The organism is Streptomyces sp. NPDC041968 (assembly GCF_055589025.1).
Window position 1 is genome coordinate 108,796 of the sequence record NZ_JBVJCB010000018.1, and the last position, 11,581, is coordinate 120,376.

Genomic DNA, 11,581 nt, shown 5'->3' on the forward strand with positions numbered 1-11,581 from the left:
CTCGCCGCGGGCGTCCACGTCGATCTTCTGCGACAGGTCGCCCTTGGCCACGGCGGTGGCGACCTGGGCGATGTCACGGACCTGGGTGGTCAGGTTGCCCGCCATGGCGTTGACCGAGTCCGTCAGGTCGGCCCAGGTGCCCGACACTCCCGGCACCCTGGCCTGCCCGCCGAGGGTTCCCTCGGTGCCGACCTCGCGGGCCACCCGGGTGACCTCCGAGGTGAACACGGACAACTGGTCCACCATGCCGTTGAAGACCTTGGCGATGTCACCCATCAGGCCGTCCGCCTCGTCCGGCAGACGGGTGCCGAAGTCGCCGTCCCGTACGGCGGTCAGGCCCGCCAGCAGACGGCGCAACTCCTGATCGCCCGGAACCGCTTCCACGGTCCCGGTGCTGTCGCTGGTCATTCGCACCCTCGTTCCGCTCCCCAGGAGCCCTCGGAGCGAGGACTCGGAACCCCCTCCGGACCGTGGTGCGGTCCGGCCTGTCGTGCACGCATTTCCGCAGTTCACGGATCTGCCCTAGGAGAAAAAATACGCCAGAGGCTAACCCAGGTGCGGGGTGTGCACCAAAGCGGGGCGCCAGGAGGTGGAGAACGGAGCCCGGACGGGGCACGGCACGCATGAGCAGCCGACTCCTGGGTACTCGACGGCATTTTGCCGCGGCCGATCCGCGACCGGCCGAATGCGGCGGCCCGGGCCGGGTATCCGCTGCTGTGGAGCCGGTCCGGCCCGTGGCGTCCGCCGGCCCCGCAGTCGTCACCGAAACGGGAGAAAAGGGAAAGCGTGCCGATGGAGAGCATCTGGTCGTACGCGGTGGGCAGCGGTCACTTGGAGGGGCAGGACCTGACGGGCTGCACCGTCGTCGCCGGCGACGGCACCATCGGTCACGTGGACCGTGAGGCCGAGCACTACGGCATGCGGCACCTGGTCGTCGACACCGGCGTCTGGGTCTTCGGCCGGAGCGTGCTCGTGCCGGTCGGCGTGGTCAGGGGCATCGACACCGAGGCCCGCACGGTCACGGTGGCCTGCACCCGGGCGGAGGTCAAGGCCGCGCCCCGGTTCCGGACCGACAGCGAGACGATGGACCGGGAGTACCTGGCGTCCGTCGGCGACTACTACCATCGGCTGCCGCCGCGGGAGACCACCGCGGACTGACCCGGTGCCGAACGACGGTACGGCGAACTCCAGGGACACCACTGACATGGAACCGATCGACGGGATCAGCACGGCCTCGGCCGGCGTGGGCCCGCCCCGTGCCCAGGCACCGGGGGCGGGCTCCGTGACCAGCGCGGCCACCGCACGCGCCTACGCGGAGTCGGTGGCCCGCACGCAGTGGGGTGCGGGCCGTGGGGTGCGGGAGGAAGACGTCGTCGACCTGCTCCTGGTGGTCTCGGAACTGGTCACCAACGCCATCCGGCACGGCGAGGGACTGGCCGGCTTCGAGGTCCGGCCGACGGACGAGGGCCTGTGGATCGCCGTTCACGACCACAGCGCGGTGGTGCCCCCGGCCGTGCGGGCCTTCCCCACCACGCACCGCGGCAGCGGCTACGGCTGGCCGCTCGTGGCCCGCCTGGCCCGGGACGTCGCGGTCGACCGCCGCCCGGAGGGCGGCAAGACCATCAGCGCGCTGGTGCCGCTGCGGGACGCGGGCACCCGCTGACCGCGACGGCCCCGGCCCCGGTCACCAGGGCAGGAAGACGTGGATGTCCTTGCCCCGCTCGCCCGTGACCACGCTCACCTGGTCGGACAGGGTGTGGATCAGATGCCAGCCGATGCCGCCGCCGCCACTGTTCGGGTGGAAGGCGCGCGGTGCGGGCTCCGTGGTGCTGGTGTCGTGCATGACCACGTGCACCCCGTCGAAGGTGCGGCGCAGCCGCAGCTGGAAGGGCCCGGGGGCGTACTGCACCGCGTTCGCCGCCAGCTCCGTGACGACGAGAAGGATGTCGTCCCAGTGCTCGGGCGCCGAGGGCGGCGCCGCCCGGGCCAGATCGAAGAGGAACTCCTCCGCGACCAGGCGCGCACCGGTCACATTGTGCAGTTCCCCGGTGAAGCTGGCGGTGCGGTTCGTGATCTCCTCGGAAGCCAGTGTCCTGTCCCAACGCGACTCGGCTGCCATCTCGCCTTCCCGGCCCGGCGTCGGCCGGGCGTTGTCCCCTCTTCGTACTCCTTTCGTCTCTTAGTTCCCGAGCGGGCCGACCCTACGCGCCTCCTCCTGCCGGAGCCCGCGCCCGGTGGCCGCCGGTGACCGGGGCGTCACCCACCGCGTACCGTCAGCGCAGGAACACGTTGTCCGCGTCCTCCCAGCCGGCCTGCTCCGCGAGCGGCACCTGGGGCGGCCGGCGGGAGCGGGCCTCGTACATGGCGTCGATCTCGAAGGCGTAGGTGCGCACGATCTCGTCCCGCCGGAGCTTCATCGACGGTGTGAGCAGCCCGTTGGCGACGTCGAACGGTTGCGGCAGGACACGGAAGACCCGGATGGACTCCGAACGCGACACGGCACTGTTGGCCGCGGCGACGGCCCGCGCGACCTCCTCGCGCAGCGCGTTCTCCTCCCGTGCCTCGCGGGCCGGGGCGTCCGCCTGCAGGGCCAGGCCCGCCCGCCAGTGCGTCAGGAACGCCGGGTCGAGCGTGATCAGCGCCCCGACGCAGGGCCGGTTGTCGCCCACGACCACGGCCTGGTGGACGAGGGGGTGCATGCGCAGCCGTTCCTCCAGGGCGGCCGGAGCCACGCTCTTGCCGCCGCTGGTGATGATGACGTCCTTCTTGCGGCCCGTGATCGCCAGGTAGTTCTCCTCGTCCAGGTGCCCGATGTCCCCGGTGGCCAGCCAGCCGTCGCGCAGCACCCGACGGGTGGCGGCCTCGTCGCCCACGTATCCCTGGAACATCGAGGGACCGCGCACCAGGATCTCCCCGTCGTCGGCCACCCGGATCTCCATGCCGGGCAGCGGCTGCCCGACGGTGCCGGACTTCTCCCGGCCGAGCGGCTGCATCGTCAGCCCGCCGCTGGTCTCCGTCAGCCCGTAGCCGTCGTGGACGTACACGCCGATGCCCTCGTAGAAGAGCGACAGTTCGCGGCTGAGGGGTGAACCGCCGGACGTCGCCCGGCGCACCCGGCCGCCCAGCGCGGTCCGCAGCCGGCGGTACACCGTCCGCTCGTACAGGGCGTGCTGGAGACGGAGGTCGAGGCCGGGCCCCGTCCCCCGGCCGAGCCGCTGGCGCTCCAGCGCGGCGGCGAAGTCGCGCGCCGTGCCGGCGGCCCGCTCGAACAAGGCCCCCCGGCCCGCCTGCTGGGCCGTGCGCAGGAAGGTCTTGTAGAGCTTCTCCAGGACCGACGGGACGGCGTAGAGGTACGTGGGACGGAAGGTGCGCAGGGCCGAGGACAGCGCCTCGTCGGTCATCGCGGGCTCGTGCGCCATGAGCAGCCCGCCCCGGACGCACAGGCTCTGGATCATCAGCCCGTACACGTGCGAGAAGGGCAGGAAGGCGAGGACCGCGCCCTGCTCACCCGGCGGCGCCACCGTGTGGCCCCAGCCGGCGAGGAGCGTGTCGCACGGGCTGGCCAGGCCGCGGTGGCTCAGCGCGCACCCCATGGCGCGGCCGGACGTGCCCGAGGTGTAGGCCACGACCGCGGTGGAGTCCGGCAGCACGATGCGGCGCATGGAGTCGACCGTGGCGTACGGCAGGAACTCGCCGCGCGCCACGATCGTGTCGACCGCGCCGGCGTCGAGTTGCCAGACGTGGCGCAGCGACGGCAGCGACGCGCACACCGAACCGACGGTCATCACGCTCTGCTCGTCCTCGACCACCACGGCCACACAGCCCGCGTCCCGCAGGATCCACTCGACCTGGTCGCGCGAGGACGTCGGATAGATCGGCACGACCTCGGCGCCCACCGCCCACAGCGCGTAGCTGAAGACCGTCCACTCGTACCGGGTGCGGGCCAGGATCGCCACCCGGTCGCCCGGCGCGATCCCGCACGCGATCAGCCCCTTGGCGAGGTCGACGACCTCGTCGCGGAACTCCACGGCCGTCACCTCCTGCCAGTCGGCGGAGCCCTGGTGGGTGCGGCGGGCGAGCATCGGCAGGGTCGGTTCGCGGGCGGCCGTCTCGAAGAGGCTGTCGGCGAGCCCGCCGGTCAGGGGTGGGACGGTCGGGGGAGCGAGAGCGAGGTCGCGCATGCGCTGGCTCCTGACGTGTGCGGACGGTGGACCGGGCGAGCACCGACGGGCACCGTCGTCGGCGGTGCTCGGAATCTAGCCGAGCCGCAGGCGACGGGGGGCCGGGACGGCAGAAGTGTTCCCGCCCGGTGATCTCGGCGGATCGGGGGACCCGGTCGTCATGAGATACACGAATCCCGATCCGGAACCCGATCGCACCACCGGCCTGACGCCCGGCGGTGGCGTGCCGCCCGGCGAGACCCCGCCGGGGGAGAGCAGCATGTCCGAGGCCGGGCCGTGGGAGGGGAACAACCCGCCCAAAGGCTGGGCCAAGGCGCCGCTGGCGGTGATCCTCGTCCTCGTGGCGGTCGTCGCCGCGGGCTTCCTCGGCTACGCCCTGGTCCTGATGCTCTGAGAGCGGACCGGCCGCCTCCTGGCCGCGGGACGCCTCACGCCGCTTGCGTACGGCGCGCGCACTCGGTGACGACGTCCCGCAGGCTGCCCGTGCGCTCCAGCAGTTCCCGCTGCACCCGGGCGCCGTTGCCGTCCCGCAGCAGCTTCTCGACGCCGTCCCGTACCCGCTCCAGGTCGCCGTCGGCCGCCAGCGCCTCCTCGACGTGCTCCAGCAGCGCCCGCAGGACCGCCTCGGCCGGCATCCGCCGCATCGTCTCCGGATGCAGCAGTTCCTCCGTCAGCCCGGAGCGGGCGGCCCGCCAGGCCGCGAGGCGGAGCAGGCTCACGCTGTGCCCGGCCGGCTTCGTGCCCTCCCGCCACTCCCGCGCGGCCGTCTCGACCAGGGCGCGGGCCAGCGCGGCGATGAGCGCGGCGGTGCTCGCGTCCAGACAGACGTCCATGACCCGGAACTCCACCGTCGGGTACCGCTGGGAGAGCCGGACGTCGAAGTAGATCATCCCCTCGTCGAGGATCGTGCCGGTGGCGACCATGTCCGCGACCCGCCGGTGGTAGGTCTCCGCCGAGCCGAACAGCTCCGTCGGACCGGCCGACGGCCAGCGCTGCCAGACCCGGCTGCGGTAGCTGCTGTACGAGGAGTCCCGGCCCTGCCAGAACGGGGAGTTCGCGCTCAGCGCGGTGAGCACCGGCAGCCAGGGCCGCACCCGGTCGATCACCGCGACGCCCTCCTCGTCGGACTCCACGGACACGTGCACGTGGCAGCCCAGGACCAGCTGCTCGTGAACCACCACGCCGTACTGGCCGGCCATCCAGTCGTACCGGCGGTTCATGCCGATGGACGGGGTGACCGGCAGCGGCGACGTGGCGAGCGCGGCGACGGCACAGCCGATCCCCCCGGCGTGCCGCCCGGCCTCCTTGCGGCAGCGCACGATCTCCGCGTGCAGCTGGTCCATGTCCGCCTGCGGGTGCGTGGCGAACTCGAGCATCTGCTCGTGCAGCTCCTTCTCGAAGACGTCCTGCTCCGCGTCGTCGAGCGAGGCCCGGGCGAGGACGGCGGCGGACAGTGCCCGCGGCTCGCCGTTATCGGGGTCGACCAGGAGGAGTTCCTCCTCCACTCCGACGGTGCGCACGTGATGTCGCCTTTCTGTGGGCCCGGCTGCGACGACGAGGTCGTCCCCTGCGTAGGACCACCGAATGCCCCGGCGGAGCGGCCGGACACCTCGACGCGCCGCCCCGTCTCACAGGGCGTACGGCCTCAGCCACACCGTGGCCAGCGGAGGCAGCGTGATCGTGATGCTGCCGTCCTCGGGTTTGACCGGGTCGGCGTTGGCCACCCCGCTGCCCCCGTACTCCACGGCGTCGGTGTTGAGGACCTCCTGCCAGGCGACGGCCTCGTCGCCGACGGCGAGCGCGTACCCGTGCCGCACGACCGGGGAGAAGTTCGTCACCGCCAGCAGGGGAGCGCCGGCCGCGTCGAAACGCAGGAACGCGAAGACGTTGTCCTCCGCCGCGTCCACGGCGACCCACCGGAAACCGGCCGGGTCGGTGTCCCGCTGCCACAGGGCCGGCGTCTGCGCGTAGCGGGTGTTGAGCTCGCGGACCAGGTCCTGCACCCCGCGGTGGTCGGCCGCCGAGTGGTAGCCCTCGTCCAGCAGCCACCACTCCGGGCCCTGCTCCTCGGACCACTCGGCACCCTGCGCGAACTCCTGGCCCATGAACAGCAGCTGCTTGCCGGGGTGGGCCCACATGAAGCCGAGGTAGGCGCGGACGTTCGCCCGCCGCTGCCACCAGTCGCCCGGCATCTTCGACACCAGCGCCTGCTTGCCGTGCACGACCTCGTCGTGGGAGATCGGCAGGCAGTAGTTCTCGCTGTAGGCGTACACCATCGAGAAGGTCATCTCGTGGTGGTGGTACTTGCGGTGCACCGGCTCGTGGGCGACGTACTCCAGCGAGTCGTGCATCCAGCCCATGTTCCACTTCAGGCCGAAGCCGAGTCCGCCGGTGTCGGTCGGCCGGGTCACCCCGCCCCACGCGGTCGACTCCTCGGCGATGGTCACCACGCCCGGGCAGCGCCGGTAGACGGTCGCGTTCATCTCCTGGAGGAACGCCATGGCCGCCAGGTCCTCCCGGCCGCCGTACTGGTTGGGCTCCCACTGGCCCGAGTCGCGCGAGTAGTCCAGGTAGAGCATCGAGGCGACGGCGTCGACGCGCAGCCCGTCGATGTGGAACTCCTCGCACCAGTACACCGCGTTGGCCACGAGGAAGTTGCGCACCTCGGTCCGTGCGAAGTCGAAGGTGTACGTCCCCCAGTCCGGGTGGGTCGCGCGCCGCTCGTCCCCGGGCTCGTACAGCGGGTCCCCGTCGAAGCGGGCCAGCGCCCAGTCGTCCTTCGGGAAGTGCGCCGGCACCCAGTCCATGATCACGCCGATGCCCGCCCGGTGCAGGGCGTCGACCAGGTACCGGAAGTCGTCGGGCGAGCCGAGCCGCGCGGTCGGCGCGTAGAAGCCGGTGACCTGGTACCCCCAGGAGGGGCCGTAGGGGTGCTCGGCGACCGGCATCAGCTCGACGTGGGTGAAGCCCAGGTCGCTGACGTAGGCGGGCAGCACGTCGGCCAGCTCGCGGTAGGTCAGCCCCGGCCGCCAGGACGGCAGGTGCACCTCGTACACGGAGAACGGAGCCTCGTGCACGGGCCGGTCGGCGCGGGTGCGCATCCACGCGGCATCGTCCCACTCGTAGTGCGAGGCGGTCACGACGGACGCGGTGTTCGGGGGCTCCTCGGTACGGCGCGCCATGGGGTCGGCCTTCAGGAACCGGTGCCCGTAGCGGGAGTGGATCTCGAACTTGTACCGGGTGCCCTCGCCGACGCCCGGCAGGAACAGCTCCCACACCCCCGAGGCGCCGAGCGAGCGCATCGGAAACGCCGTGCCGTCCCAGTGGGTGAAGTCCGTGGCGACCCGCACACCCTGCGCGTTCGGCGCCCACACCGTGAACCGGGTGCCGGTGACGCCCTCGTGGGTCATCGGCTCAGCGCCCAGCGCCCGCCACAGCTGCTCGTGCCGCCCCTCACCGACCAGGTGCAGGTCCAGCTCGCCGAGGGCGGGCAGGAAGCGGTACGGGTCGTGCGTCTCCTGCTCGCCCTCCGCGTACGTCACCACGAGGGTGTACGCCGGGATGCCCGGCAGGGGCAGCACCGCGGAGAAGAGGCCGTCCTCCTCCGACACCAGGGCGTGGCGCTCCCCGTCGACCACCAAGTCGACCTCGCGGGCGAACGGGCGCAACGCCCGGAAGGCGATGCCGCCGGGCACCGGATGGGCACCGAGCAGGGCGTGCGGGTCGTGGTGGGCGCCCGCCAGGAGGCGCCCCCGGTCGACGGGGTCCAGGGGCGGTGCGGTGCCGTACGCGCCGGGGGCGGACGGGACGGGACCGGACGGCTCGGGGAGCGAGGTGTCGCGGAGGGCCACGGGTCAGTCTCCTCTCACGGCGAGTCGTTCGATCGCCGCCATGGGTACGGGAAGCCAGTCGGGGCGGTGCCGCGCCTCGTACAGCACCTCATACACGGCGCGGTCCGTCTCGTAGGCGCGCAGCAGGCCGTGCTTCTTACGGGGGTCCCACCCGGCGCGGGCGGCGTAGCCCGCGCAGAAGGCCTCCCGGCACCGGCGCGCCCACTCGGGGCGCCACGGGCGGCGCTGCCGGGCGGCGTAGTCGAAGGAGCGCAGCATGCCCGCGATGTCCCGCACGGGGGAGTGGGCGCTGCGCCGTTCGGACAGCGGACGGGACGGTTCGCCCTCGAAGTCGATGACGAACCAGTCCCGGCCGGCCCGCAGCACCTGCCCCAGGTGCAGGTCGCCGTGGATGCGCTGGGCGGGCGGTCCGGAGTCGCAGGTGGACAGCGCCGCGAAGGCCGCCCGCAGCCCGGGGACGAAGGGCTGCAGGGCCGGTACGCAGTGCGCGGCGGCGGTGAGCCGCTCGGTCATCGCCGCGGCGGTCCGGTCGTTCTCCCCGGCCGGGCCGGCCGGGAAGGCCGAGGCCAGCGCGAGGTGCACGTCGGCCATGGCCCGGCCCAGCTCGTGGGCCTGCACGGTGAAGTCGTCCCCCGCGGCCAGCGCGTCCAGGGCGAGGGTCCAGCCGTCGGAGGCGTCGTGCAGGAAGGGCTGGAGCACACCGAGCGTCGCCTCGTACGGGCGGGTCGTGCGCATCCACGCCACCGGCGCCGGGACCCGGCCGCAGCCCTGGCGGGCCAGCGCGTCGGGCACCTCGAGGTCGGGGTTGACGCCCGGCTGGATGCGCCGGAACAGTTTCAGGATGAACTCGTCGCCGTAGATGAGTGACGAGTTGGACTGCTCGGCGTCCAGCAGCCGCGGCACGAGTCCGCCGGGCACCGGGCGCGAGGGGTCGGACTCGAAGCGCAGCGGGCCCGCCTCGCCGGGCTGTCTGAGCCGCTCCAGGAGCAGCTGGGCCGACCGGGGGTCGTGCAGCGCGTCGTAGACCGTCCGGCCGGCCAGCGGGCCGTCCTGCACCTGCCCGATCAGCGCCCGGCCCAGCCGCGGCGAGGGCTGCTCGCGCACGCCCAGCAGCAGTTGGTAGCAGTCCCCGGCCTGGGGAGCACCGCCCGGAGCGGGCACCGGGCCGTGCCCGGTGTGCACCAGCAGGTGCAGGCAGCCCGGGAAGAGCTCGGTCATCGACAGCAGACCCAGCTCGGCCACGGGACGGTCCTTGCCCGCGAACCAGCGCTGGCGCGGCAGCCACTCCCGCAGCAGCTCGCCGAGTGACGCCATGGGCTCGGCGAGCTGCCCGCGTCCGCGGCGCAGGGATGCGGTCTTCGGCATGGTGACGCGTCCTTTCCTCGGCCCGGACTCAAACGCGGCGGCCGATGCGGGATGCGACTCGGGTGAGCCGGAACCAGTAGAAGCCGTGGCCCCCGAGGGTCAGCAGGTACGGCAGCTCGCCGATGGCCGGGAAGCGGACCCCGCCGAACAGCTCGACCGGGTGGCGTCCGGCGAACTCGCGCAGGTCCAGCTCGGTGGGTTGCGCGAACCGCGCGAAGTTGTTCACGCACAGCACCAGGTCGTCCTCGTACTCCCGCAGGAAGGCCAGCACGGCGGGGTTGGAGGAGGGCAGCTCGGTGTAGGTGCCGAGGCCGAAGGCCGGGTTCTGCTTGCGGATCTCGATCATGCGGCGGGTCCAGTGCAGCAGGGAGGACGGCGAGGCCATGGAGGCCTCGACGTTCGTCACCTGGTAGCCGTAGACCGGGTCCATGATCGTGGGGAGGTACAGGCGTCCCGGATCGCAGGTCGAGAAGCCGGCGTTGCGGTCCGGGGTCCACTGCATCGGGGTGCGGACCGCGTCGCGGTCGCCGAGCCAGATGTTGTCGCCCATGCCGATCTCGTCGCCGTAGTAGAGGATCGGCGATCCCGGGAGGGCGAGCAGCAGCGCGGTGAACAGCTCGATCTGGTCGCGGTCGTTGTCCAGCAGGGTGGCGAGCCGCCGGCGGATGCCGATGTTGGCGCGCATGCGCGGGTCCTTGGCGTACTCCGCGTACATGTAGTCGCGCTCCTCGTCGGTGACCATCTCCAGGGTCAGCTCGTCGTGGTTGCGCAGGAAGATGCCCCACTGGCAGTTGGAGGGGATGGCCGGGGTCTTGGCGAGGATCTCGGAGACCGGGTAGCGGGACTCGCGGCGCACGGCCATGAAGATGCGGGGCATGACCGGGAAGTGGAAGGCCATGTGGCACTCGTCGCCGCCGACCGCGTAGTCGCCGAAGTAGTCGACCACGTCCTCCGGCCACTGGTTGGCCTCCGCCAGCAGCACGGTGTCGGGGTAGTGGGCGTCGATCTCGCTGCGGACGCGCTTCAGGAAGGCGTGGCTGGCGGGCAGGTTCTCGCAGTTGGTGCCCTCTTCGGCGTACAGGTAGGGGACGGCGTCGAGCCGGTAACCGTCGATGCCGAGGTCCAGCCAGAACCTCAGGGCGGCCAGGATCTCCTCCTGGACGGCCGGGTTCTCGTAGTTGAGGTCCGGCTGGTGGGAGAAGAAGCGGTGCCAGTAGTACTGGCCGCGGACCGGGTCGAAGGTCCAGTTGGACGCCTCGGTGTCGACGAAGATGATGCGGGCGTCGGCGTAACGGGTGTCGTCGTCGGCCCAGACGTAGTAGTCGCCGTAGGGGCCGTCGGGGTCCTTGCGGGACTCCTGGAACCACGGGTGCTGGTCGCTGGTGTGGTTCATGACGAAGTCGATGATCACCCGGATGCCGCGCTGGTGGGCGGCGTCCACGAACTCGACGAAGTCGGCCAGGTCGCCGAACTCGGGCAGGACGGCGGTGTAGTCGGAGACGTCGTAACCGCCGTCGCGGAGCGGTGACTTGAAGAAGGGCGGCAGCCAGAGGCAGTCCACCCCGAGCCACTGGAGGTAGTCCAGCTTGGCGGTGAGGCCCTTGAGGTCGCCGACGCCGTCGCCGTTGCTGTCCTGGAAGGAGCGGACGAGGACCTCGTAGAAGACGGCTCGTTTGAACCAGTCCGGGTCCCGGTCCCTGGCGGGTGTGTCCTCGAACTTGTCCGGTACGGGCTCGTTCACGCTCATGAGGCTGCTGACCTTCCCTTCGGGGGAACGGCGGCGGACGGCCGCCGGACGTGGAAGACGTGAGCGGGGGCCCGGCCGGGCTCCAGGCGCACGTAGTTCGTCCGGCCCCAGTGGTAGGTCTCGCCGGTGAGTTCGTCGTGGACCGGCACCGACTCGTGCCAGTCGAGGCCGAGCTGCGGCATGTCGAGCGTGATCGTGGCCTCCTGCGGATGACGGGGGTCGAGGTTGGCGACCACCAGCACGACGTCGGACCCCTCGCGCTTGCTGTACGCGATGAGCGCGTCGTTGTCGGTCCGGTGGAAGCGGAGGTTCCTGAGCCGGTGCAGCGCGGGGTGGTCCCGTCGGATGCTGTTGAGCTTGGTGACGAGGGGGGCGATGGTGCGGCCCTCGCGTTCGGCGGCGGCCCAGTCGCGGGGTGTGAGCTGGTATTTCTCGCT

10 protein-coding genes and 1 pseudogene are annotated in these 11,581 nt (G+C 72.0%); 3 read left to right on the plus strand and 8 right to left on the minus strand.

The genetic code is table 11. The annotated features are described in order from the left end of the window. On the minus strand, positions 1 to 408 hold a 408-nt coding region (locus ACZ6EG_RS32630; protein WP_356610793.1), incomplete at its 3' end, for a HAMP domain-containing protein. Positions 409 to 792: 384 nt separating this feature from the next. On the opposite strand from ACZ6EG_RS32630, the gene ACZ6EG_RS32635 reads away from it, so the two are divergent. Both ACZ6EG_RS32635 and ACZ6EG_RS32640 read left to right on the plus strand, forming a co-directional pair. Beyond that, positions 793 to 1,158 (plus strand): PRC-barrel domain-containing protein, encoded by a 366-nt coding sequence (locus ACZ6EG_RS32635; protein WP_356610808.1) that lies wholly within the window; start codon positions 793 to 795, stop codon positions 1,156 to 1,158. A 46-nt stretch (positions 1,159 to 1,204) separates the two neighbouring features. Continuing rightward, a complete protein-coding gene (locus tag ACZ6EG_RS32640; RefSeq protein WP_391972597.1) occupies positions 1,205 to 1,663 on the plus strand; it encodes an ATP-binding protein in 459 nt (152 codons plus the stop codon). A gap of 21 nt (positions 1,664 to 1,684) precedes the next feature. On the opposite strand, the gene ACZ6EG_RS32645 is transcribed toward ACZ6EG_RS32640, so the two are convergent. Together ACZ6EG_RS32645 and ACZ6EG_RS32650 are read right to left on the minus strand one after the other, a co-directional pair. Continuing rightward, entirely contained in the window at positions 1,685 to 2,119 is a 435-nt protein-coding gene (locus ACZ6EG_RS32645; RefSeq protein WP_053126956.1) for an ATP-binding protein, read from the minus strand. Positions 2,120 to 2,273: 154 nt separating this feature from the next. Then, positions 2,274 to 4,181: an AMP-dependent synthetase/ligase gene (locus ACZ6EG_RS32650; RefSeq protein ID WP_391972596.1), complete on the minus strand. Its 1,908-nt coding sequence runs from the start codon at positions 4,179 to 4,181 to the stop codon at positions 2,274 to 2,276. A 160-nt stretch (positions 4,182 to 4,341) separates the two neighbouring features. Here ACZ6EG_RS32650 and ACZ6EG_RS32655 point away from each other — a divergent pair, with 160 nt between their 5' ends. After that, positions 4,342 to 4,575 (plus strand): DUF6480 family protein, encoded by a 234-nt coding sequence (locus ACZ6EG_RS32655; RefSeq protein WP_361017122.1) that lies wholly within the window; start codon positions 4,342 to 4,344, stop codon positions 4,573 to 4,575. A gap of 34 nt (positions 4,576 to 4,609) precedes the next feature. Here ACZ6EG_RS32655 and ACZ6EG_RS32660 read toward each other — a convergent pair whose 3' ends face one another. The 5 genes and pseudogenes from ACZ6EG_RS32660 to ACZ6EG_RS32680 all read right to left on the minus strand — a co-directional run. Next, positions 4,610 to 5,701 (minus strand): glutamate--cysteine ligase, encoded by a 1,092-nt coding sequence (locus ACZ6EG_RS32660; RefSeq protein WP_391972595.1) that lies wholly within the window; start codon positions 5,699 to 5,701, stop codon positions 4,610 to 4,612. Between the two features lie 108 nt (positions 5,702 to 5,809). Continuing rightward, positions 5,810 to 8,032: a 1,4-alpha-glucan branching protein GlgB gene (gene glgB, locus ACZ6EG_RS32665; RefSeq protein ID WP_469610073.1), complete on the minus strand. Its 2,223-nt coding sequence runs from the start codon at positions 8,030 to 8,032 to the stop codon at positions 5,810 to 5,812. Between the two features lie 3 nt (positions 8,033 to 8,035). After that, positions 8,036 to 9,397, minus strand: a complete 1,362-nt coding sequence (locus ACZ6EG_RS32670) for a maltokinase N-terminal cap-like domain-containing protein (RefSeq protein WP_391972593.1) — start codon at positions 9,395 to 9,397, stop codon at positions 8,036 to 8,038. Between the two features lie 28 nt (positions 9,398 to 9,425). After that, complete coding sequence (gene treS, locus ACZ6EG_RS32675; protein ID WP_469610077.1) at positions 9,426 to 11,144, minus strand: maltose alpha-D-glucosyltransferase; 1,719 nt, start codon at positions 11,142 to 11,144, stop codon at positions 9,426 to 9,428. After that, positions 11,141 to 11,581, minus strand: a pseudogene (locus ACZ6EG_RS32680) (DUF3459 domain-containing protein); the annotation flags it as partial. The pseudogene ACZ6EG_RS32680 and the gene treS, both read right to left, overlap by 4 nt.